Origin of the sequence: Actinoplanes sp. DH11 (assembly GCF_020873875.1) — a bacterium.
GTDB lineage: Bacteria > Actinomycetota > Actinomycetes > Mycobacteriales > Micromonosporaceae > Actinoplanes.
In genome coordinates, this window is the sequence record NZ_JAHWGU010000001.1 from 586,508 (window position 1) to 607,697 (window position 21,190).

Here is a 21,190-nt window from a genome sequence, read left to right on the forward strand (position 1 = left end):
CACCACATGGATCCTGGCGAGCCGCGCGAACCGCGAGGCGAGGGTGCCCGGCGCCCTCGGGATGACGATGAGAACTTCGGGTTCCGCGACCCGGCGTTCGACGATCCTGATTACACACGGGGCGAGCCCTACGGCGACGACGCCGAGGGGTACGCACGTGGCCATCAGCGTCGCCCCGAGGACGTCTACGAGGATCCGGACGAGTACCAGCCGCCCTCCTTCACCCAGGAGGAGCTGGAGGGTCTCGACCAGGGCGGCGGTCCGCGCCGTTTCCTGCCGCTGGAGGACGAGCCGACCACTCTGGTCGCCCGCTACCTCTTCCCCACCGAGCGATACCGCGGTGAGTGGAAACGGCACTGGATCCACCTGACGACGCCGCTGGCCATCGGTGCCGGCGCCACGCTCGTCCTCGGCTACCTGGCCGGCTTCCTCACCCGGCAGAACATCGACGGCATGGTCACGGTCGCCGTCCTGGTCTGGCTCGGTGTGATCAGCTGGGTGGCCTGGAAGGTCTTCGACTGGTACTTCGACAGGTTCATCCTGACCAACAAGCGGGTCATGGTGGTCAACGGCATCGTCACCCGGAAGGTGGCCATGATGCCGCTCCTGCGGGTGACCGACATGAAGTACACCCAGTCGGCCCTCGGCCGGATGCTGAGCTACGGCACGTTCGTGCTCGAGTCGGCCGGCCAGGACCAGGCGCTGCGCGAGATCAAGCACCTGCCCAACCCCAACGAGCTCTACCTCCGCGTGGTCGAGGAGATGTATGAGCCGCAGGCCGTCGAGGCGCGGCTGGGCAAAGAGGACGACGGAGACGACGCCTGAGCATCGACCTGCACTGCCATTCGACGGCCAGCGACGGCACGCTGACCCCGGCCGAACTGGTCCGGGCCGGTGCGGCCGCCGGCCTGGACGTCCTGGCGATCACCGATCACGACACCACCGGCGGCTGGGAACTGGCGGCGGCCGCCCGGCCCGACGGGCTGGCCCTGGTCCGCGGCGCCGAGTTGTCCTGCCGATGGCACGGCGTCGAACCGGCCATCGCACTGCACCTGCTGGCGTACCTCTTCGACCCGGCGGAGCCGCTGCTCGCCGCGGAGTTGACGCGGCTGCGCGGTGACCGGGAACAGCGGGCCGAGAAGATCGTCACGAAGCTCCGGGCGGACGGCGTGCCGATCACCTGGGCCGAGGTCCTCGGATACGCGGCGGGCGGTTCGGTCGGCCGTCCGCACATCGCACAAGCGCTGATCAGGGCCGGTCTCGTGCGCACCACCACGGAGGCCTTCGCGTCCACGTGGCTGGGGGCCCGGTACTTCGTACCCAAATCCGACCTGGATGTCTTCGAAGCTGTCCGGGCGGTGCGGAACGCCGGTGGGGTGACCGTTTTCGCCCATCCCCGCGCGACCGTCCGCGGCCGGGTGGTGCCGGACCGGCTGATCGTCGAGCTCGCCGAGGCGGGCCTCTTCGGCCTGGAGGCCGATCACGAGGACCACACCCCCGCGGAGCGGGCCCAGGTGCGAGACCTGGCGGACCGGCTCGGCCTGGCGGTCACCGGATCTTCCGACTTCCACGGTACGCACAAGACGGTCAAGCTGGGCGCCTTCGTGACCGCGCCCGAGATGTACGAGAAAATCGTCTCCGCGGCGACCGGAGTGCCCGTCCTGGGGTGATCATCGCCCTACCCGCCTGCGCCGGAGGGAACCGAGCCCTACCTTGTTCGGGTGAATGTCAAGCTGTTCGGCGAGTTCTTCGTGACTCTGCTGGTGATCGTCGATCCTCCCGGCATGGTCCCGGTCTTCCTCGCGCTGACCGGCAGCCTGCCCGCGAAGGCCCGCAACCGGGCCGGTACGCAGGCGGTGCTGCTCGCCCTCGGCGTGATCGTCGGGTTCGCGATCGCCGGGCAGACCCTGCTCGACTACCTCCACGTGCAACTCCCGGCGCTGCAGGCGGCCGGTGGCCTGCTGCTCGTCCTGGTGGCGTTGCAGCTACTCACCGGCAAGACCGACGAACCGTCGGACCAGGTCGGCACCACCAACGTGGCACTCGTCCCGATTGGCACCCCGCTGCTGGCCGGCCCCGGCGCCATCGTCGCGACGATGCTCTTCGTCCAGCGTGCCGAATCACTCGACGAACACCTCATCCTGGCGGCCGCGATCCTCGCCGTGATGGCCACGGTCTGGCTGGTCCTGCGCTTCTCCGGGGTCATCGTGCGACTCCTGCGCCCGGCCGGCATCGAGGTGCTCACCCGGATCGCGGGCCTGCTCCTGGCGGCCATCGCGGTGCAGCTCATGGCGGATGCCGTCTTCGCGTTCGTCAAGTCGTACAGCGGGATGCTCTGATCCTTCGCGTTCGGTTCTTGTCGGGGGGTGCTGGCAGGATTGCCGCGTGTCCCCCACCAGACCTCGCGCGACCCGGGCCGCCGCCGTGCCCGAGCAGCTCGGTTTCGCCGGCATGCCGGAGCGACTCTTCGTCTGCACGCCCAGCAAGCTCGGGGCCTACGCCGACTGCCCGCGCAAATACCGATACTCCTACATCGACCGGCCCACCCCGCCGAAAGGCCCGCCCTGGGCGCACAACTCGCTCGGGGCGAGCGTGCACACCGCGCTGAAGAATTGGTATGCGTTGTCCCAGGAGCGGCGCGCGCCGGGCGCGTTGCCCACGCTTCTCAAAGCCACGTGGGTCCGGGAGGGATACCGCGACGTCGACCAGGAGCGGGCGGCCTACCACCGGGCGCTCGGCTGGCTGGAGACCTACGTGGGCGGCCTCGACCCGGAGGACGAACCGCTCGGCGTCGAGCGGGTGGTCGCCACCAAGACCTCGGTCCTCGCGCTGAACGGGCGGGCCGACCGGATCGACTCCCGGGTCGGTCCCGACGGCCCGGAAGCGGTGATCGTCGACTACAAGACCGGCCGCTCCGGCCTGGACGCCGACGACGCCCGGGGCTCGCAGGCGCTCGCGCTCTACGCGTTCGCCGCCGAGCGGGTCTTCCGGCGCCCCTGCCGGCGCGTCGAGCTGCACCACCTGCCGACCGGCACGGTCGCCGCCCACGAGCACACCCCCGAGTCCCTGTCCCGGCAGGTGCGCCGCGCCGAGGAGACCGCGACCGACATCGTGGCCGCCGAGAAGGCGGTCGCGGCGGGCGCCGACCCGGACGAGTCGTTTCCCGTCAACCCGGGGTCGCTGTGCGGGTGGTGCGACTTCCGGCGGGTGTGCCCGGCGGGGGCCGGGGTCGAGGGCAAGGAGCCATGGACGGCGGTGGAGCACCTGGCAAGTTCCTAGCCGCCTCGGGCCGGGCTTGGTGCGGCCGTCTCGGGCCGGGCTGGGAGTCCCCCGCGGGCTGGGAGCGGCCGTTCGTGCGGGCTGGGTGCAGCCGTCCGGGCCTGGCTTGGTGCGGCCGTCCTGCGTGGGGCTCGGTGCGGCCATCCGGCCGGGCTTGGTGCCCTGAGCAGCCGCTTCGGCCGGATGGGTGAGGCGGCTCCGGGCGGTTGGGTGGGCGCGGGGTTGCCGTCGTGGTCGAGGCCGTAGCGCGCGAGGCCGCCGGACCGAAAGTTCTCGGTCAGCTCTGGGTGGCTCGTTGGAGGGCGGCCCGGCGGGCCGGTGGCACCCGGTACTGCGCGGGCAGGGCGGCCAGCACCGCGGCGAGCAGGGCGCGCAGGCTGCGGGCGGAAAGGCGGGCGGCGAGGTCGGTGGTGGGCCAGCCGAGTCCCCCGTACATCTTGCGGGCCCAAGCCGGCAGCAAGCCGATCGCCGTGCTCGCGACGCCGAGGTAGGCCCAGCGGGGCGGGCCCAGCGTGAGCCCGAGGCGCACCGCGCGGCCGCCCCAGCCCGTCGGCGGCGGCGGCACCGTGAGGAAGAGGGCAGTTTCCGCGCCGTCCTTGGTGAGCCCGAGTTCCGGTCGCATCCGGGCGTAGTAACGCTCCACCTCGGCGGCGGTCCCCGGAACCGTGGACGGGTCGAGGCCGACCAGTTCGGCGGCGCGCAGCTGCTCGGTGTAGTACCCGTCGATCTCGTCCTCGGTGAGCCGCAGCCCGGCCTGCACCGCCGTGCTCAGGAACGACTCCACCTCGGCGACGTGCACCCAGCGCAGCAGCTCCGGCTCGTCGATGCGGAACCGGTCGCCGGTGCGCGGGTCGACCGCGGACATCTTGGCGTGCAGCCGGCGCAGGCGGGTGGAAGCCTCGGCCACCTCGCCGGTACTGCCGTAGATGACCGTCTCGACATAGGCCGACGTGCGCATGAGCCGGCCCCACGGGTCGGCGCGATAACCGGAGTTCTGGGCGACGCCGGCGACGGCGCGTGGATGCAACGCCTGTAGGTAGAGGGACCGGAGCCCGCCCAGAAGCAGGATGGGCTCGCGGTGCAGTTTCCAGGTGACCGAATCCGGCCCGAACAGACCGACGTCTCGCGTCATGTCATCCAGCGTGCCACGCGCAGGTTGCCGACCGCCCGTCGCCGAGTTCTGCCCCGGCACGATCCCGATGCCCGCCGCCGGCCGCCGATGCCCGCCGCCGGCCGCCGATGCCCGCCGCCGGCCGCAGATTGCCGGTCGGCGTCGCTGGTCGGCGGTCGGTCAACTGCCGGCGTTCTGGCGCGTCCGGCAGGTCGGGCAGACGCCCCAAAAGGTCACCTCGGCCTCGTCCAGGAGGAAGCCGTGTGTCTCGCTCGGGGTCATGCAGGGTGGCTCGCCCACCGCGCAGTCGACGTCGGCGATCACGCCGCAGCCCCGGCAGACGATGTGGTGATGGTTGTCGCCGACCCGGGCCTCGAAGCGCGCCGGGCCGCCGGCGGGTTCGATGCGGCGGGCCAGCCCGGCCCGGGAGAACGCGGCGAGAATGTCGTAGACCGCCTGCGTGGAGACGGAGTCGAGACGGGCCCGGACCCGACCGGCGATCTCATCGACCTCGAGGTGCCCGCCGCCGGTCAGGATGTCGAGTACGGCGAGGCGCGGGCGGGTTATCCGCAGACCGCGCGCACGCAGCATCTCCGCACTGTTCGACACGTGTCCATGACAGCACGCCGACGGCGGTTCACCAACCGGGACGGTGGTCACACCGGTACCGCCGTACCGGCGCGATGCCCGGCCTGATGTCCGATCGTGACCTGCGCGCACGGGGTGCACTGTGAGATGTTTGCGCCTTCACGCAATTCATCGTCCTGCGCATGGCGGATCGAGGAGGACTAGTGTTCGACCAGGTCAACGGGTTACCGGTACATATCCTCGTGCTCCACGCCGCGGTGGTGCTCGTACCCCTGCTGGCGCTCGCCGCCATCGTCTACGCCGTCGTTTCCCGTTGGCGGTCCAAGCTCGGCTGGGCGGTCGTCCTGCTCGCCGTGGTGGCACCGATCTCCGCCGTGGTGTCGAAGCTGTCCGGCACCGAGCTCTACAACCGGCTCCTCGACCAGGGCATGTCCGGTCCGGGCAAGGTCATCCTGGACGATCACATGAACTACGGCACGCTGACCATGTGGCTGTCGATCGCCCTCGGCGTGGTCGCGCTGGCCCTGGTCGTGCTCACCCTCCGCGCCGGGGCGGCCCTGCCCCGGATCGCGGAGATCGCCTTCGCGGTCGTGATCGTGGGGCTGGCCGCGGCGACGGGCTACTACATCTTCCAGACCGGCGACTCCGGTGCCACGGCGGTCTGGGGTACGTACTAGGAGGCGTTGCCCCGCCTCCAGCCGGCCGTGCGGGGCGGTGCTCGTGGTCGGCGCTCGCTCAGAAGAACACGCGGGCGCAGAGCAGGCACATCAGGATGATCGCGACCGCGCCGGCAACCAGCCCGATCCCGTACGTCACCGTCCGCGCCGAACCCTCCGCCTCGTCCAGGGCGTCGATGTCCTGCCCCGGCAGTGCCCGGGGCGGCGGCGGGTGCGCGATCGTCGGCGGCCGCCAGTGCGGCGCGGGCGGGTCCGTGCGCGGCGGACCCGGGTAAGGAGGCTCGGCCCGCTGCTGCGGCTCGTCCGGCTCCGGGCGGCCGAGCGGTTCGGCGGCCGGGTCGGGGCGTTGCCAGTACGCGTCGTCCGGCTCGCTGGTGGGGGATGTCACGTTCACCGACGGTACAGCCGGAGGGGGACGACGGCGGTGCCGCCGTCGGCTTACGCTGTTCGTCGTGGACATCCTGGATGGCCCCGAGCGGGACAGCGACGCCGAGCGTGAGGTGGACTTCGAGTCCGAAGAAGCCCCGGTGCTTCCCGATCAGACCCGTGACGACACGGAACGGGGATGGGGCGAGAGCAGCTACTCCAACGACGACCGGCTCTACGAGGACCGTCCGCCGCACTGGGGGTGAGCGCGCCCGAGTGAGCCTCGATCGGCGGGGTGAGGCCTGTTCGGGGTGTCCCTATGGTTCTTCTGTCAAGCAGCCGGGGATTCCTGTGCTGAGCGTGGCCCGCAGAGTGTGGTCGGCGCGTCGGCGAGCGAGGTGTCGGCGGCGTTCCGTCCGCGGCGATGTTGATCTGCTAGCGCTACGAAAACGCGGTTTCAGCCCTTTGATCACCGCGATTTCGTAGCGCTAGCAGATCAACATCTTGACGGGGGCGGCGCCATCGACGCCGGGGGATGAGGCTCGGTCAGTCGGGGCGGATCAATATCGCGAAACCGCGGTCGGTGGTGGCGACGGCGCGCTCGGCCTCGTCCGGGCTCAGCGCCAGGAGCAGGCCGCCGATGGTGGGATCGGATGCGCCGGTGACGTCGAGGACCAGCGCGGAACTTGCCACCGGCGTGCTCTGATCACCGGGGTCCAGCAGGTCCACCAGCTGCCCGGGGCGGACCAGGGTCAGTGCCGTGGGATCGGCAAGCCGGATCGGTACGCCTACTTTGCCCTCCGGGATCCCGGCCCGATGCTGAGCCGGCGACTCGCCTTGGCCCTCCACCGGTCTCTGGCCCGCGTCCTGCACCTGGCCTGGAGCCTGCCTCCGGTCCGGCGCTGAGGACTGGGCCGGTGGATCGGCGCGGAGTGACAGGTTGTCGGCTGGTTCGTACCAGAGCGTCGCCGCTGCCGTGATCAACAGTGCGGCGGCCAGACCCAGGCGGACGAGGGTGCCACGCCGCGCGCGGCCCCAGCGGACCGGGTCGAGCCGTTCCTTCCGCTTCTCGGCGCGTGTGTGCCGGGCCGGGCCGTTGCGGAACATCCGAACCTCCCTGATCGCCGGTGGGCGGACGTCTGATCGCCGGTGGGCGGACGTCGTTCGGGGAGCACGGTAGGCGGATTCGGCGTGCCGGCGGGTGGGGCCTGTGGACAGCGGCTGACTGTGGAAATCCAGCCGGGACTCAGGGGGTCTTGCTAAGGCGGCATCGAGGCGAGGGCGAAGCGCTCGGCGGGCTCGGGGGATGGCGGTGAGGGCGCACGACGAGGCGGTAGTCGGGCACGACGAGGCAGCGGCCGGGCACGACGAGGCAGCGGCCGGGCACGGCGAGGCAGCGGCCGGGCACGACGAGGGGACGGCCGGGCACGACGAGGCGGCGGCCAGGCACGACAAAGGCCGCTGTGAGAGAGGAACCGCGCCGGGAGTGCCGGCCGCAGCGCGTCGCCTGGGAAAGCAGAGTGCCGGCTGCCGCGCGTCGCCTGGGAAAGCGGAACGCGCCGGGTGCCCCGTGTGTGAGGGTCCGGCGCGTCCGGGGTGTTCGAGGACGTTCTAGGAGGCTGCGCCCGCGGTCGCACCGGAGGACGACGACGAGGACGACGTCGACGGCTTGGTGGACGAGGACGACGACGCCGGGGTGCTCGACGAGGACGACGAGGAGTCGCTCGACGAGGTGGTGGCGGGCGTCGACGGGGTGCCGGACTTCTCGGCGCTCACGTTCCCGGAGCGGGAGTCGTTGCGGTAAAACCCGGAGCCCTTGAAGACGACGCCGACCGAGTTGAACACCTTGCGGAGCTTGCCCTGGCAGTTCGGGCACTCGGTGAGTGCGGGGTCGCTGAAGGACTGCACTGCTTCGAGCTGCTCACCGCATTCGGTGCAGGCGTACTGGTAGGTAGGCACGGCTCCTCCGGATCGTTCGGCTGCTGGCACTCGCCAACTCCGAGTGCCAATGTTGCGGCATCGGAGGTCAGTTCGTCCACTCCGCTCCCTGCCCGAGAGGGCTCAGAAGTAGCTGACCAGCCCACCAGTGGGCGTGATCACACCCCGGACCGGGCGGTCGTGGTCCTCCACCGGCACGTCGTCGACGATCTCTCCATCGTGCAGCAGCGCGACCGTGAACGGTCCCGGACTGCCCAACCTGCCGAGGGCACGGTCGTAGGATCCGCCGCCCCGGCCCATCCGCACCCCTCCCGGGCCCACTGCCAGGGCAGGGACGAGGATCAAATCCGCCTGCTGTACGGCCTCCGCCCCCAGCCGCGGCCCCGCCGGTTCACGCAGTCCCCGGAGGGCCCGGTCGAGCTGTCCGTCGTAGGCGGCCCAGTCCAGATCGTTGTCCGGCAGCAGCACCGGCAGCAGCAGTCGCCCGCCGGCCGGTAGCGCGCCGGCGAGCAGGGCCGGCAGGTCGGGCCCGCCCGGTTCGGCGCCGACCGGCACGTAGGCGGCGATCGTGGTGGGCGCGAGATCCCGTACCAGGGCAAGGGTTTGACGTTGGATCTTTGCGGCGGCTGCCGTGAGTTCCGAGTCCGAAAGTGATCGACGCTTCGTGAGCAGTCGGGCGCGGAGGGCGATCTTGTTTTGTACTGATTTTTCCGCGTCACTGGCTAAATCCGACATGCAACACCCCCTTTCGAAAAGCGGCAAACGGTGCACACTATGTCAGCATCGCTGGAATAGAGGGCCACTCCCGGGAGGATGTGTGACACTTCGTGGCCGGCTCACCAGCGCGTTCCTGGTGGTCGTGCTCGGTCCGGTCCTGCTCGGATCCATCTTCGTCGCCCTGACCGTCGGCGCCGTGAGCCGCGAGCGAACGGCTGAGCGTCTCGATCATGCCGCGACCACCGTGAGTGCCGCGGTGAGCGCTTTCTGTAGGCAGTTGCAAGCGGTCGCGGACGCGGTCGCCGTCGTTCCGGCTACCGAGCGTGCCGCCGTGGCCGATCAGTTGATCGACCGTGGCCTGGCAACCGCCGTGCGTGTGACCGGTCCTGATCAGCGAGCGGCGCAGACCCCCACGCCCCGGGCGGTAATCGCCCAGAATCGGGGGAACAGCCGGGGGGAGGCCCCCGAACTCGGCTGGCAGAACTGCGCCGGCCCGGCGGGAAGTGCCGTGACGGCGCTCGCCGCGACGGCGTACGCCTCCGATGTGACGGTGATCGCCGCCCAGCGTGTGGATGACGTCCTGCTCCGCCGTCTCGGCGAAGCCGGCGGCGTGTCGGTCACCCTGAGCGCACCCACCGGAAGCGGCGCCCCGGAAGCGAACGGCGGAAGCGGCGCCCCGGAAACAAGCGCCGGAAGTGATGCCCGGGAAGCAGGCGCCGCGCCGACCGGAAGCGGCGCGGAAGGGGGCGGAGGCGACGCCGTCCGGACGCTTGTCGCCGAACCGGGCCAGCCGCTGCCGCTCACGCTCGCCGTGCCGGTTGCCGACCCCACCCTGCGCTACGCGATGCTGCTGCTGATCGTCCTGGTCACCGCGGCGGTGGCGATCGTGGCCGCCCGCTGGCTGGCCCGTTCCACCACCCGCCCGCTCGGGGATCTCGCCTGGGCGGCCGACCGGGTGGCCAACGGCGACCTCGACACCCGGGTGCCGATCCCGCGGCCGGACGAGCTGGGGCGGCTGGCCGGGACGTTCAACCGGATGACCCGCGAGCTCCAGTCGTACGTGCAGGCGCTCACCGCCAGCCGCGACCAGCTCCGCCGGCACCTGGCCATCCTCGGCGACACCCTGTCCAGCACCCACGACCTGGACCGCATCCTGCCGGTGATCCTGCGGACCGCGATGACCGCGACCGGCGCCCGTGCGGGGCTGCTGCTGCTCGCCGAGCCGGACGGGCGGCTGGCCGTGCGCTGCGGGGCGGGGCTCACCGGTGAGTGGGATGTGCCCGCCGCGGAGCTGGCACAGCGGCGCCTGGTGGCCGGCCGGGGTGTGCTGGGCACGGTGGCGGCGACCGGTTCGCCGTTGCGCGGTGCGAGCGGGCCGGCGCCGGACGAGCCGGCATGTGAGTCGTATCTCGCCGTGCCCATCTGTGCGCCGCCCGACATCGAGGACGGCGAGGGCGAGCCGGGCACGCTCGGGGTGCTGGCGCTCTACGACCGGCTCGGCAGTTCGTCCTTCGACGACGCCGATCTGCGGACCCTGCGTACGTTCGCCGGGCAGGCCGGGGTGGCCGTGCACAACGTGCGTGTGCACGAGGAGGCGCAACGGCTGTCGCTGACCGACCCGCTCACCGGGTTGTGGAACTACCGGTACCTGCGCGAGGTGCTGTGGCGGGAGGTGGAGCGGGCGAGCCGGTTCGGCCGGATGCTCACCGTCCTGGTGCTGGACCTGGATCACTTCAAGGAGGTCAACGACACGTACGGGCACACCGCCGGTGACCTGGTGCTGGGCGAGTTCGCCCGACGGGTCCGGCTGGGCCTGCGGGAGGTGGACGTGGCGTTCCGGCAGGGCGGCGAGGAGTTCGTGGTGCTGCTGCCGGAGACCGACGCGTACGGTGGGGTGATCGTGGCGGAGCGGCTCGGCGCGGCGGTGCGCGACTGGCCGGTGCCGATCGATCCGCGTCGCCCCGATCTCGACGACCACGTGTCGATCACTGTCTCGATCGGCATCGCGGTCTTCCCGGAGCACGGGAACACCGCACAGGAGGTTCTGGACGCTGCGGATCAAGCGCTTTACGCCGCGAAGAATGCGGGTAGAGATACGTACCGACTGGCCGAACGAAGGACTTTCGATCGCGCCGGTGCGACGACCGGTGGGCCACAGCCGCCGCGGCAAGCCCGTGGCCGATAGTCTCGCGGCATATCCGGGCACGATCCAGCGAAGGTGCGGTGACTGAATGACGACGAACGCGCAGGGGACAGGCCGGCGCGCGGTCAAGGCAGTGATTCCGGCGGCAGGTCTCGCCACTCGATTCCTACCGGCCACGAAGGCCGTGCCGAAGGAATTGCTGCCGGTGGTGGACCGTCCGGTGCTGCAGTACATCGTCGAGGAAGCGGCCGCAGCCGGCATCACCGACGTCCTGCTCGTCACCGGCCGGGGCAAGACCTCGATGGTCGACCACTTCGACCGCCGCCCCGACGTGGAGCAGCGGCTCGAGGAGAAGGGCGATACGGCCCGGCTCGAGGCGGTACGCCGCACGAGCGAACTGGCCGACATCTACACGGTCCGGCAGGGTGAGCCGCTCGGCCTCGGTCACGCGGTCGGCACCGCCGCCTCGCACGTGGGCACGGAGAACCCGTTCGCCGTGCTGCTCGGTGACGAGTTCGTCGAGGAGTCCCGGCCGCTGCTGCCGGACATGCTCGACCTGCAGGCGGAGACGGGCGGCATCGTCCTCGCGCTGATGGAAGTCGATCCGTCGGAGACCTCCCGGTACGGCATCGCCTCGGTGGAGGCGACCGACAAGGAGGACATCGTCAAGATCACTGGGCTGGTCGAGAAGCCGAAGCCCGAGGAGTCGCCGAGCAACCTGGCGGTCCTGGGCCGGTACGTCCTGCCCGGCAAGATCTTCGAGACGATCGCGGACACCAAGCCGGGCGCCGGCGGTGAGATCCAGCTGACCGACGCCATGGCGACGCTGCTCGCCGAGGGCACCCCGGTGCACGGCATCGTCTACCGCGGTCACCGCTACGACACCGGCATGCCGCTGGGTTACCTCCAGGCGGTCGTCCAGCTGGCCGTCCAGCGACCCGACCTCGGAGCGGAGTTCCGGGCCTGGCTCACCGACTTCGTCGGTGGTCAGAAGGGATGACCGCTACGGCCGATGCCGAGGCGGCCGCCAACGAGCTGATGCCTCTCGCCGAGTACCTGGGCAGCGTGCTGCGCAGGTTGCGGGCGCTGCCTCCGCTCGACCTCGACCTCACCCAGGCGCACGGGAACGTGCTCGCGGCCGACGTGATCGCGCCGCACCCGTTCCCGGCGTTCGACCAGGCCGCGATCGACGGGTACGCGGCCCGATGGGAAGACCTGGCGGGAGCCGGGCGCATCGGGTCGCACCCGTCGTTCGGGCAGTTCGACAGCAAGGGCCGCAGCGTCCGGCTCAACGTGGTCGGTGACCTGGGCGCTGCCAGCTGGCGCCCGGTCCGCCTCACGCCCGGCACCTGCTTCTCGGTGGCCGCCGGCGCGCCCCTGCCGCTCGGCGCCGACGTCGTGGTGCCGGTGAACTGGACCGATCAGGGCATGGCGGCGGTGGAGATCCTGCACGCGCCGAAACGGGGCTCGGGCGTCCGGCGGGCCGGTGAGGAGATCACCGTCGGTCAGGTGCTCGCGCCCGCCGGGACGTACGTGTCACCCGCCATGGTCGCCACCTTCGCCGCCTCCGGGATCGGCCACGTGCTGGTCCGGCCCAGCCCGCGGGTCGTCGTGGTGGCGACCGGCGACGAACTCGTCGACGTGGGCCGGCCCAGCCAGCCCGGCCAGGTGGTCGACGCGAACTCGCACGCGCTCACCGCCGCGGCCGTCGAGGCGGGCGCCCTGGCGTACCGGATCGGCATCTGCGACGACGACCCGGAAGGGTTGCGTGGCCTGCTGGAGGACCAGACCCTGCGGGCCGATCTGATCATCACGACCGGTGGCACCGGCACCGGCCCCGGCGACATGTTGCGCCGGGTGCTGTCCCGGCCCGGCACCGGCCGTGGGCTCGTCGAGTTCACCGACGTGGCGCTCTGCCCCGGCACGGCCCTCGGCTTCGGCACGGTCGGCGGCGAAGAGGTGCCGGTGGTGTGCCTGCCCGGTGAGCCCGGCGCCGCACTGATCGGCTTCGAGGTGCTGGCGCGGCCGGTGATCCAGCTGCTCGCCGGCGCCGACCCGATCTTCCGGCCAAGCGTGCGGGCGCATCTGCTGGAGACCATCTCGTCGCCGGGTGGGCTGCGCGAGTTCCGGCCGGCACACGTCGCGGAACGGCGCGGTGGCGGCCATACCGTGCAACCACTCGCCGGTGGGCCGTACACTCTCTCCGGTTTGACCGAGGCGAACGGTCTTCTGGTCCTCGGTGAACGGGTCACCACGGCGGCCGCCGGTTCGACCGTGGACGTGATGTTGCTCGACCGGAGGCGATGAATGATCGGAGCCACGCCCGGATGGCCGGCCGTCCTGGCCGATGGCCCGGTGCTGCTCCGGCCGTACAAGCGTGGTGACGCCCGGGCCTGGTCCGAGGTGCGGGTCGCGAACCAGAACTGGCTCGCGCCCTGGGAGTCGGCGCCGCCCGGCCCGTGGGCGGAGATGAACTCGTCCCGCGCGTTCGGCTACGTCTACCGCGACATGAGACGGGCCGCCCGGCGCGGCGACAGCATGCCGTTCGCCGTCTGCCTGGTGGAGAACGGCCAGGAGCGCCTGGTCGGCCACGTGAACCTGGGCAACATCGTGCGGCGGGCGTTCGCCTCGGCGTACGCGGGTTACTGGGTGGACTACCGGGTGGCCGGCCGGGGCGTGATCCCGACCGCGCTGGCGCTCGCGGTGGACCACGCGTTCGGCCCGGGTGGGCTGCACCGCATCGAGGTCAACATCCGGCCGGAGAACCAGCCGAGCCGGCGCGTCGTGGAGAAGCTGGGTTTCCGCGAGGAGGCGTACCACCAGCGCTACATGCACATCGACGGCGCCTGGCGCGACCACCTCGGGTACGCCATGACCAGCGAAGAAGTGTCCGCTGAGGGCGGTCTGCTGGCGCGGTGGAAGCGCGTACGCGCCTCTAAATGATCTTGAGCGTGTCAGCGTTGTCGGCGCGCCGCGCGAAATATCACCGCTACCGCCCGTAACCTCGCATTCGGCGTGTCATTCGGCATGTCACCGTCGTGATGTCAAATGTCGTGATGTCACCGTCGTGACGTCAGGTGTCGTCGCGCCACGTGCCGTCATGTCGCGTGTCGTCATCTGAAGGTCATGTCGTCGCGGAACGGAGGAGTGAGGGTGCCGACCTCGGTGCTCCTCGCCGTCCTCGCCGCGGCCGGGCTGCTCGCACTCGCCCCGGCGCTGGTCCGCCGGTACGACGCCACCGAGCGACTCGCCGCGGAGCGGGCGTCGTCGACGGCGCGGGTGCTTCAGCGCCACCGCCGTCGCCGCACCGTGCCCGGACGACGACCGATCAACCCCGCCCGCAAGGTGACGGTTACGGTACCCGCCCCTTCGGGTGATCCAGCGGCCGCACCCGAACGCCGGCTGCGCCTGGTCACCGGGAAGCGGCCGGTGCGCGTACCCCGCCGGCGTGGCACCCCCGCCGTCGTACGCCGCCGCCGCGTCTTCGCCGCCCTCGTCCTGCTCAACCTGATCGAACTGGTCGGCGTGGTCGCGGTCGGCCCCGGCTTCTGGATCAGCTTCGCGGTCACCGGCTCCCTGCTCGGCCTCTACCTGGTCCACCTGCGCAATCGCGCCATCGCCGACCGCCGCCGCCGGCGCATCCAGGCCCGCGAAGCCGCCTGGCTCGCCGCACGCCAGGCCGAGGTCCGCCGCGAACAGGCCCGCCGCGCCGCCGCCCGCCGCGAAGCCCAGCGCCGCCTGGCGGCCCAGCGCGAAGCCGTACGCCGCGCCGCCATGGGCCTCGACCGGGAACCCTCCGACCTGCCCCTCGCCGCCAACGGCGGCTCCGTCTCCTACCGCCGGCGAGGCGGCGGGCTGCGGGGGCGCGCCTACGAGGCCGGCGGCCGCAACCACACGGCCTGACCTCACCACGGGCGTACGCGTCTTGCACTCCTTCGTCTGACGGATGGGAGGGGCGATTCGCGAGGGGTCCGGGCGACCTGTTAGCCTTGCTTCGGTTCCAAGGTGAGCGATCACCGAGAAACCAAGGGGCTGTGGCGCAGACTGGTAGCGCACCTCGTTCGCATCGAGGGGGTCAGGGGTTCAAATCCCCTCAGCTCCACGAATGGCAGGGCCGTGTGTCCGCGGAAAGCGCGGACTGCGGCCCTTCGTCATGTCTGCTCCGGGGCCGAGCCCCCGGACGCCCCGCGGTGCGGTGGGTGCGCGGGGTGGGGCTCGCTCGCGCTGGTCTGCCGTGCGGGTCAGGGGGCGAACTCGTCCAGCCTGTGCAGGTGGAAAGCGGCTATGCGCTGGACGCGGGCCATCGTGATGCCGGCTCGCTGTTCGACCGCGAGCGGGTGGCTGGTGGGCTCGAGTTCGATGTAGGGCGGCTGCCCGACCGGGCGGGTGTGCACGTTCGTCCGCAGGTTAAGGGTGGACGGCTCGTAGCCGGCGATGGCGTTGGCGAGCCAGCCGAAGTACGGCGGTTCGTCCTCGCGGCCGTCCTGTTCCCAGATGTCGACGGCCCGGGTGAAGTTGGGGCGGCTCAGCGAGACCCACGTGCTGTACGTGAAGACGTCGCCGGTGTCCCACACCGGCAGTTCGACGAGTCCGCGGACGAAGAAGTGCTCGCCGGCGACGACGCAGAGGTCCGCGTCGAGCAGGCAACCCTCCTGGTCGGCCAGCTCCGGCCGCCATAGATCCGGTGCCGGGGCGGCGAAGCTGAGCGGCGGGCCCGGGTGCTCGGCTCCGCACGTTCCGCAGACGAACTGCTCGGTGCTCACGGAGCCGAATCCTACGACCGGCCGAATGAATCTTCGCGGGCACACGTGCCAGGTCACACCAGAGATAGTGCAAAACATGAAAATGGCTACTTTTGGGTGGTATCTCTGTATCAAGTCTCCGGAGGTGACGCCCCATGAAAGCTCCCCTGCCCGACAACGAGATCGAGCGGTTGGCAGCGCTTTACTCCCTCGACATCCTCGACAGCCCACCGGAGAAGGATTTCGATGACATCGTGGCCCTGGCCGCGAGTGTCTGCGAGGCCCCGGTGGCCATGGTCAGCCTGGTCGACGCCGACCGGCAGTGGGCCAAGGCCGCCACCGGTTCCGCGCTGGCCGAGACGGCCCGTGAGCTGTCGTTCTGCGCGCACGCCATCCTCGATCGTGACCTGCTGGTGGTGCCGGACGCGCGGGCGGACCGCCGGTTCTCCGACAATCCGGCGGTCACCGCGGCCGACGGCGTCCGGTTCTACGCCGGCGCGCCGCTGATGACGACCGACGGCTTCGCGCTCGGCACCCTCTGCGTGCTTGACACGGTGCCCCGGCGGCTCGACAACGAGCAGCAGCAGGCGCTGCGGGCATTGGCCCGGCAGGTGACGGCCCAGCTGGAACTGCGGCGGTACGCCTTCGCGCTCGCCAACACCACGGCCCGGCTGCAGGAGCTGGAACGCCGCAAGGACGACCTGGCCGGCCTGGTCGGCGGGGAACTGCGGTCGTCGCTGCGGCTGATGTCGGCGTACCTGGACCGGCTCGGTGACACCGGTTTCCACGAGGCCGAGATGGCTGACCTGGTGGGCCGGGCGACGGCCGCGCACGTCCGGGGTTTCCGGGAGCTGCTCGACCACCTCACCTCGATGGCGGAGGCCGGTCTGGGCGGGGAGAGCCTGCACATGCGGCAGTGCGACCTGACCCGGGTGACGCAGCGGGCGGTGGAGGCGGTGCGGCCGATCGCGGCCAGCAAGCACATCTGGATCCTGAACCAGGCCGGCGGGCCGTCGCTGCCGATCATCGCGGACCCGGTCCGGCTCGAGCAGGTGCTGACGCACCTTCTTTTCGCGGCGGTCAAATACACCCCGGAGGGCGGCCGGGTGCGGGTCGGCACCGAGATGGAGTCCGGCCCGGCGGTACGCCTCGACGACATGGACCTGCCCGACGGGATGCGGCCGGACCTCTTCCCGCACCTGTACTACGGCGCCATCGCCAACCCGGCCGACGTGCCCGGACCGGACCGCGGGCTGGCCGTGGCGAAGCGGATCCTGGACGCCCACCACGCCACCGTGGCCCTGTCCGACCGGCCCGGTGACGGCACGTCCCTGCACGTGGTCTTCCCGTACGCGGACCTGTCGCCCGCCGAGCTGATCCGAGACCTGGCTGTGGCCTGACCGGAGGCCGGCCCGCGCCCACCGGCTGCAGTTCGGCGGGCGCGGACCGGCGCGTTCACCCGGCGCGACCGGCGCGTTCACCTCGCGCGGACCGGGGCGATCACCTCGCGCGGACCGAGGCGATCACCCCGCGTGGACCGAGGCGATCACCCCGCGCGGACCGGGCCGGAGCCTCCGGCCGGGGGCGAGCCGGCGGACGGAAGCTCGGAGGCGAAGTCGTCGTAGGGCCCGGCCTGCGCCGGGACACCCTGGTGCGGGCCTGCTTGGTGCGGACCGGCCTGCGGCGAGCCGGACCGGTGCGAGGCGGCTTGGTGCGAGCCGGTCCGGTGCGAGGTGACCTGGAACGGCACGGACCGGGGCGGTACGGCCGGCGGCGCCACTGCGCGGCCGGTGGGCGTACGCCTCGTCGGCTTGATGTCCGGTCCGACCGGCGGCCAGGTGTCGACCGCGGGCGCGACGGTGCCGCCGGGGCCGATCGGGTCCGGTGAGGAGCGTGCGACCAGGCCGGCCCGGTTAAGTTTGTGCCAGCGCAACCGGCCGCCGGTCAGCGCGGTGGTCGCCGACTGGAGCAGCACCAGGTACATCAGCTGCCGGTACGCGAACTGCTGCAACGGCAGCCGCAGCAGCGGGCCGAGCGACTCCTTGTCGAACCGGAACGCGACGGCCGCGGTGAACATCTGCAGCGCCAGCATGCCGAGCCAGGCGACCATGGTCTCGCTGAGCTCCCAGAAGACCAGGCCGTAGATCAGCATGATGTCGACGACCGGCGCGAGCATCGGCAACGCCACCCCGAAGAGCGCGAGGAACGGGAGGCCGACCCGGCCGAACCGGCCGGAGGCGCCGGACTCCAGGATCGACCGGCGATGCTTCCACATCGCCTGCATCGTGCCGTAGCTCCAGCGGTACCGCTGCCGGTACAGCTGCTCCAACGTGGTCGGCGCCTCGGTCCAGGCCTTGGCGTTCTCCTCGTAGACCACCCGCCAGCCGGCCCGGCACAGTGCCATGGTGACGTCGGTGTCCTCGGCGAGGGTTTCGTCGCTGACGCCGCCGACTTCGGCGAGGGCCTCCCGGCGGAACGCGCCGATCGCGCCGGGCACGGTCGGCATGCAGTTCATCATCTCGTAGAGCCGACGGTCCAGGTTGAACCCGATCACGTACTCGATGTGCTGCCAGAGCGCGACCATGCTGGACCGGTTGCCGACCTTCACGTTGCCGGCGACGGCCCCCACCGAGGGGTCGGCGAACGGCTGCACGAGCCGGCGGATCGAGTCGTCTTCGAAGATGGTGTCCCCGTCGACCGTGACGATCAGGTCGTGCCGGGCCAGGGCCACACCGGTGTTGAGGGCGTTGGGCTTGCCGCCGTTCGGTACGCGCACCACCCGGACATTCGGCAGACCCATCCGGTCCACCAGGTCAGCGGTGCCGTCGGTGGACCCGTCGTCGACCACCACCACCTCGATGTGCGGGTAGTCGCCGCAGGCCAGCGAACGGACGGCGGCCTCGATGCCCTCTTTCTCGTTGTAGGCCGGAACGATCACCGAGACCGGTTCGGTCACCGGCGGGCCCCAGCGCCAGTCCGGCCTGCGGCGCTGCCGGGCGTGCCGGGTGGCGAGCAGGAGCAACAGGGCGGTACGGCCGATGGTCAGCGCCCCGACCACCACGAACAGCGTGGCGACCGCCAGGACCAGGCCGTCGGCGAGCCGTACCGTCCAGATCAGAGCCAGGCCACGCCACTCGTCGTGCTTGGGGGCGTCCGGGTTCAACGGCAGCGGCGAGATCGCCTCGGTGCTCTCCGCCCGGTCCTTGCCGGCGTTCGCGGCCTGCTCGGCGATGCTCAGGTTGAGGCCTTCGGTGACCGTGGTGAACCGGTACCCCCGCGCCTTCATCTTCGGGATGAACTCGGCCAGGGCCGCCACGGTCTGCGACCGCTCACCACCGGCGTCGTGGAACAGGATGACCGCCGAATCGGTCCCGGCCGGCGTCGCGTTCTCAATGATCCGCTCGGCGCCGGGCCGCTTCCAGTCCTCGCTGTCCTTGTCGTTGACCACGACCAGGTAACCGAGTTTCCCGGCCTCCTTGACCAGCTTCCAGTTCACCTCGTCGATGGCGGCGTTCTTCGACGAGTACGGGAACCGGGCCAGGTTCGTCCGCACCCCGGTGGCCCGGGCGATCGCCACCTGATTCTGGGACAGTTCCAGTTCCCGCCGCCACGGTGCCAGCCGCTGCATGTTCGGGTGGGTGAACGTGTGCAGGCCGAGCTCGTTGCCGCCGTCCACGATCTGCTTGGTCAACTCGGGGTGGCGGGCCACCTGCGACCCGACCAGGAAGAACGTGCCGTGCGCGTCGTTGTCGCGCAGCACCTTGAGGATCTTCGGCGTCCACGTCGGGTCGGGTCCGTCGTCGAAGGTGAGCGCGATGGTCCGGTCCGGCAGCCGGCTGGTGCTCTCCTGCCCGCCGGTGGTGTTGATGATCGGGCCACCGGCGCGGATCGCGGCCGGCACCCCGGCCTGGTCACCGACCTCGGTCTGCACGTGGTCGTTCTTGAACTCGGCGTTGATGTAGGCCTGCACGACGAGTACGGCCACGAAGAAGCCGATCAGCAGGGTGCCGAGCATGACGCGGGGGCGCGGCAGCAGGCGCCGGCGGCTCCGGCCCCGGGCTCGGGACCGCCGGGTGGGGGTGGTGGTCGAGGGGGTGGTTGTCACGGTGTGGTCCCGGTCCTTGGTGAGGGAACGTCGACGGGGTCGTCGTCGGCCGGCGGAACCGCCGGCGGCGGGGAGGCGGGCGCGGGGGGCTTGGCTGCGGTGGGCTTGGGCTTGTTGGCTTGACTGGCCGGCTTGGGTTCGTTGGCCGGCTTGGGTTCGTTGGCCGGGCCGGCGGGTTTCGGGTTGCCGGCCGGGCCGGCGGGTTTCGGGTCGTTGGCCGGGGCGGCGGGTTTCGGGTTGCCGGCCGGGTCGCCGGAGACGACCTCGCCGCCGGCCGTGCCGCCGGTGCCGGGCGGGACCGGTGCGACCGGACCCGGCTGGTTCGGCGCGGGCTGACCTGGCCCCGGCTGGTTCGGCTGACCCGGCTGGTTCGGCTGTCCCGGCTGGCCGGGCTGCTCCGGTGCGGGCGACGACGTGCCCGGGGCCGGCACCGACTTGCTGGGCTTCGGCTTAGGCTTCGTGGTCGACTCCGTCGTGCGCGAGGTGGTCGGCGCCGGGGTCCGGCCGGCCGGCGTCCTGCTGGCGGCCGGCTTCGACGACGGCTTGGCGGACGGCTGAGACGACCTCGGTGCGACGCTGCGCCGCGGCGGGTAGTCGACACGCCGCTGGAACGACTCCACGACGTAGCGCTGCGCGGTGGTGGTGCTCGGCTGCGGTGTGGGGCTGGGCCGCGGCTTGGGCGTGGTGGCGGGTTCGTCGTCCCGTTCGTCGTCCAGTCCGGGCAGCGGTAACACCGCACTGGAACTGACCGGCCCACCGGCCAGGCTGACACTGAGCAGCCCCCCGTAGGCGACGACGAGTACGCCGAAGGCCAACGCGAGGCGCCGAAGCAGCCGGCTGCGCCGCCCGGTGGTGTCCACGAACACCGGGGCGGGCGCGGACACGGCGATCACTTCCGTGTCAGGTGCGTTCTGGTCGGCGGATTGCGAAGTTCTTGGCTCCTGCGAAGTCACGCGGCGAAGCTTAAGAACATTTATCGCGATCTTGGCACAGATCACTCACAAGGGGGACGGCCGACGGATCCCCTGAAAAGGGACGAAATGATGATGCCGTGGAATTGACCGATGAAGGCCGGTGTGTGCGCTTCGGAATGACGTTCCGCTGAGCAGCAGTGCGGTAGCCGGCGAGAAGACGTTACGCCGATTCCGGTCTCAATTTGCTGTCGCATTCCCGACCGTACAATTGAGCATTTCTCGCAATTCGATTAAACCCATAAGTTCTATTCAAGGCTAATGTCCGGTTCGCTCGGAAGGTGGGTGCGACACGGCAATCTTGTGGGTACACCCGTTGTGCAGGTCATCCGACCTTCGTTAAGCTCCCTCTTGCACGCCCCTATCGCCCGCTTCCCCCGTGGCAGGCGATCGGGGCGTGCCCTATTTCCCGCGCGCCGCCGACACACAGAACCAGGCCGCCGCGAGGCACCGAACCGAGCCGCCGCGGGCGCACCAGACGTGGCCGCCACAGCCACACCAGACTTGGTCGCCAGGGGCGCACCAGACGTGGTCGCCGCGGGCGCTACGGAGC

The 21,190-nt window shown here is 71.2% G+C and carries 21 protein-coding genes and 1 tRNA gene; 13 read left to right on the forward strand and 9 right to left on the reverse strand.

Features of this window, described 5'->3' with window-relative positions; translation table 11 throughout:
• The first annotated feature begins 6 nt into the window (after positions 1-6).
• Genes LPA41_RS02840 through LPA41_RS02855 form a run of 4 tightly spaced genes read left to right on the forward strand, consistent with a single transcriptional unit; the run spans position 7 to position 3,279 of the window.
• Entirely contained in the window at positions 7-825 is an 819-nt protein-coding gene (locus tag LPA41_RS02840; RefSeq protein WP_229067997.1) for a PH domain-containing protein, read from the forward strand.
• Positions 822-1,670, forward strand: a complete 849-nt coding sequence (locus LPA41_RS02845; protein WP_229068118.1) for a PHP domain-containing protein — start codon at positions 822-824, stop codon at positions 1,668-1,670. Before LPA41_RS02840 ends, LPA41_RS02845 begins: the two co-directional genes overlap by 4 nt.
• Before the next feature lie 51 nt (positions 1,671-1,721).
• Positions 1,722-2,339 carry a MarC family protein gene (locus LPA41_RS02850; protein ID WP_229067998.1) on the forward strand — a complete coding sequence of 206 codons (618 nt, stop codon included), beginning with the start codon at positions 1,722-1,724 and terminating at the stop codon, positions 2,337-2,339.
• 46 nt (positions 2,340-2,385) lie between these two features.
• Positions 2,386-3,279 carry a RecB family exonuclease gene (locus LPA41_RS02855; RefSeq protein ID WP_374238096.1) on the forward strand — a complete coding sequence of 298 codons (894 nt, stop codon included), beginning with the start codon at positions 2,386-2,388 and terminating at the stop codon, positions 3,277-3,279.
• Between the two features lie 277 nt (positions 3,280-3,556).
• Here the strand turns inward: LPA41_RS02855 and LPA41_RS02860 are convergent, their stop codons facing one another.
• A complete protein-coding gene (locus tag LPA41_RS02860; RefSeq protein WP_229067999.1) occupies positions 3,557-4,411 on the reverse strand; it encodes an oxygenase MpaB family protein in 855 nt (284 codons plus the stop codon).
• A 159-nt stretch (positions 4,412-4,570) separates the two neighbouring features.
• Positions 4,571-4,999, reverse strand: coding sequence for a Fur family transcriptional regulator (locus tag LPA41_RS02865; RefSeq protein WP_308036511.1), 429 nt, complete (start codon positions 4,997-4,999; stop codon positions 4,571-4,573).
• Between the two features lie 161 nt (positions 5,000-5,160).
• On the opposite strand from LPA41_RS02865, the gene LPA41_RS02870 reads away from it, so the two are divergent.
• Complete coding sequence (locus tag LPA41_RS02870; protein ID WP_255689034.1) at positions 5,161-5,655, forward strand: DUF2231 domain-containing protein; 495 nt, start codon at positions 5,161-5,163, stop codon at positions 5,653-5,655.
• 58 nt (positions 5,656-5,713) lie between these two features.
• On the opposite strand, the gene LPA41_RS02875 is transcribed toward LPA41_RS02870, so the two are convergent.
• Complete coding sequence (locus LPA41_RS02875) at positions 5,714-6,043, reverse strand: translation initiation factor 2 (protein ID WP_306469442.1); 330 nt, start codon at positions 6,041-6,043, stop codon at positions 5,714-5,716.
• Positions 6,044-6,107: 64 nt separating this feature from the next.
• Between LPA41_RS02875 and LPA41_RS02880 the strand changes: the two genes are divergently transcribed.
• Complete coding sequence (locus tag LPA41_RS02880; protein WP_229068136.1) at positions 6,108-6,287, forward strand: hypothetical protein; 180 nt, start codon at positions 6,108-6,110, stop codon at positions 6,285-6,287.
• A 280-nt stretch (positions 6,288-6,567) separates the two neighbouring features.
• On the opposite strand, the gene LPA41_RS02885 is transcribed toward LPA41_RS02880, so the two are convergent.
• From LPA41_RS02885 to LPA41_RS02895, 3 genes are all read right to left on the reverse strand, one after another.
• Positions 6,568-7,128, reverse strand: coding sequence for a hypothetical protein (locus LPA41_RS02885; protein WP_229068002.1), 561 nt, complete (start codon positions 7,126-7,128; stop codon positions 6,568-6,570).
• 504 nt (positions 7,129-7,632) lie between these two features.
• A complete protein-coding gene (locus tag LPA41_RS02890; protein WP_229068003.1) occupies positions 7,633-7,980 on the reverse strand; it encodes an FmdB family zinc ribbon protein in 348 nt (115 codons plus the stop codon).
• Positions 7,981-8,082: 102 nt separating this feature from the next.
• On the reverse strand, positions 8,083-8,694 hold the full coding sequence (locus LPA41_RS02895; RefSeq protein WP_229068123.1) for a 5-formyltetrahydrofolate cyclo-ligase: 612 nt from the start codon (positions 8,692-8,694) through the stop codon (positions 8,083-8,085).
• An 82-nt stretch (positions 8,695-8,776) separates the two neighbouring features.
• Between LPA41_RS02895 and LPA41_RS02900 the strand changes: the two genes are divergently transcribed.
• From LPA41_RS02900 to LPA41_RS02925, 6 genes are all read left to right on the forward strand, one after another.
• A complete protein-coding gene (locus tag LPA41_RS02900) occupies positions 8,777-10,861 on the forward strand; it encodes a diguanylate cyclase (RefSeq protein WP_229068004.1) in 2,085 nt (694 codons plus the stop codon).
• Positions 10,862-10,907: 46 nt separating this feature from the next.
• The gene (locus tag LPA41_RS02905; protein WP_229068005.1) at positions 10,908-11,819 is read left to right on the forward strand and encodes a UTP--glucose-1-phosphate uridylyltransferase; all 912 of its coding nucleotides are present in this window, start codon (positions 10,908-10,910) and stop codon (positions 11,817-11,819) included.
• Positions 11,816-13,126 carry a gephyrin-like molybdotransferase Glp gene (glp, locus tag LPA41_RS02910; protein WP_229068006.1) on the forward strand — a complete coding sequence of 437 codons (1,311 nt, stop codon included), beginning with the start codon at positions 11,816-11,818 and terminating at the stop codon, positions 13,124-13,126. The genes LPA41_RS02905 and glp overlap by 4 nt, the downstream gene beginning before the upstream one ends.
• Positions 13,127-13,762: a GNAT family N-acetyltransferase gene (locus LPA41_RS02915; protein WP_229068007.1), complete on the forward strand. Its 636-nt coding sequence runs from the start codon at positions 13,127-13,129 to the stop codon at positions 13,760-13,762.
• Positions 13,763-13,966: 204 nt separating this feature from the next.
• Positions 13,967-14,722, forward strand: a complete 756-nt coding sequence (locus LPA41_RS02920) for a hypothetical protein (RefSeq protein ID WP_229068008.1) — start codon at positions 13,967-13,969, stop codon at positions 14,720-14,722.
• Between the two features lie 125 nt (positions 14,723-14,847).
• Positions 14,848-14,921: transfer RNA gene (locus LPA41_RS02925), tRNA-Ala, on the forward strand.
• Positions 14,922-15,060: 139 nt separating this feature from the next.
• Here LPA41_RS02925 and LPA41_RS02930 read toward each other — a convergent pair.
• Positions 15,061-15,582 carry a DUF2199 domain-containing protein gene (locus LPA41_RS02930; protein WP_229068009.1) on the reverse strand — a complete coding sequence of 174 codons (522 nt, stop codon included), beginning with the start codon at positions 15,580-15,582 and terminating at the stop codon, positions 15,061-15,063.
• Between the two features lie 134 nt (positions 15,583-15,716).
• Here LPA41_RS02930 and LPA41_RS02935 point away from each other — a divergent pair, with 134 nt between their 5' ends.
• Positions 15,717-16,961, forward strand: coding sequence for a GAF domain-containing sensor histidine kinase (locus tag LPA41_RS02935; RefSeq protein WP_229068010.1), 1,245 nt, complete (start codon positions 15,717-15,719; stop codon positions 16,959-16,961).
• Between the two features lie 146 nt (positions 16,962-17,107).
• On the opposite strand, the gene LPA41_RS02940 is transcribed toward LPA41_RS02935, so the two are convergent.
• Together LPA41_RS02940 and LPA41_RS02945 are read right to left on the reverse strand one after the other, a co-directional pair.
• The gene (locus tag LPA41_RS02940; RefSeq protein ID WP_229068125.1) at positions 17,108-19,576 is read right to left on the reverse strand and encodes a bifunctional polysaccharide deacetylase/glycosyltransferase family 2 protein; all 2,469 of its coding nucleotides are present in this window, start codon (positions 19,574-19,576) and stop codon (positions 17,108-17,110) included.
• Between the two features lie 86 nt (positions 19,577-19,662).
• On the reverse strand, positions 19,663-20,619 hold the full coding sequence (locus tag LPA41_RS02945) for a hypothetical protein (protein ID WP_229068011.1): 957 nt from the start codon (positions 20,617-20,619) through the stop codon (positions 19,663-19,665).
• Between the last annotated feature and the right edge of the window lie 571 nt (positions 20,620-21,190).

What these genes read in the sequence shown, in the direction of transcription:
- LPA41_RS02905 (WP_229068005.1), top strand. Translation starts at nt 10,908, where the DNA reads ATGACGACGAACGCGCAGGGGACAGGCCGGCGCGCGGTCAAGGCAGTG.
- LPA41_RS02870 (WP_255689034.1), top strand. Translation starts at nt 5,161, where the DNA reads ATGGCGGATCGAGGAGGACTAGTGTTCGACCAGGTCAACGGGTTACCG.
- LPA41_RS02885 (WP_229068002.1), bottom strand. Translation starts at nt 7,128, where the DNA reads ATGTTCCGCAACGGCCCGGCCCGGCACACACGCGCCGAGAAGCGGAAG.
- glp (WP_229068006.1), top strand. Translation starts at nt 11,816, where the DNA reads ATGACCGCTACGGCCGATGCCGAGGCGGCCGCCAACGAGCTGATGCCT.
- LPA41_RS02915 (WP_229068007.1), top strand. Translation starts at nt 13,127, where the DNA reads ATGATCGGAGCCACGCCCGGATGGCCGGCCGTCCTGGCCGATGGCCCG.
- LPA41_RS02940 (WP_229068125.1), bottom strand. Translation starts at nt 19,576, where the DNA reads ATGCTCGGCACCCTGCTGATCGGCTTCTTCGTGGCCGTACTCGTCGTG.
- LPA41_RS02935 (WP_229068010.1), top strand. Translation starts at nt 15,717, where the DNA reads ATGAAAGCTCCCCTGCCCGACAACGAGATCGAGCGGTTGGCAGCGCTT.
- LPA41_RS02840 (WP_229067997.1), top strand. Translation starts at nt 7, where the DNA reads ATGGATCCTGGCGAGCCGCGCGAACCGCGAGGCGAGGGTGCCCGGCGC.
- LPA41_RS02860 (WP_229067999.1), bottom strand. Translation starts at nt 4,411, where the DNA reads ATGACGCGAGACGTCGGTCTGTTCGGGCCGGATTCGGTCACCTGGAAA.
- LPA41_RS02895 (WP_229068123.1), bottom strand. Translation starts at nt 8,694, where the DNA reads ATGTCGGATTTAGCCAGTGACGCGGAAAAATCAGTACAAAACAAGATC.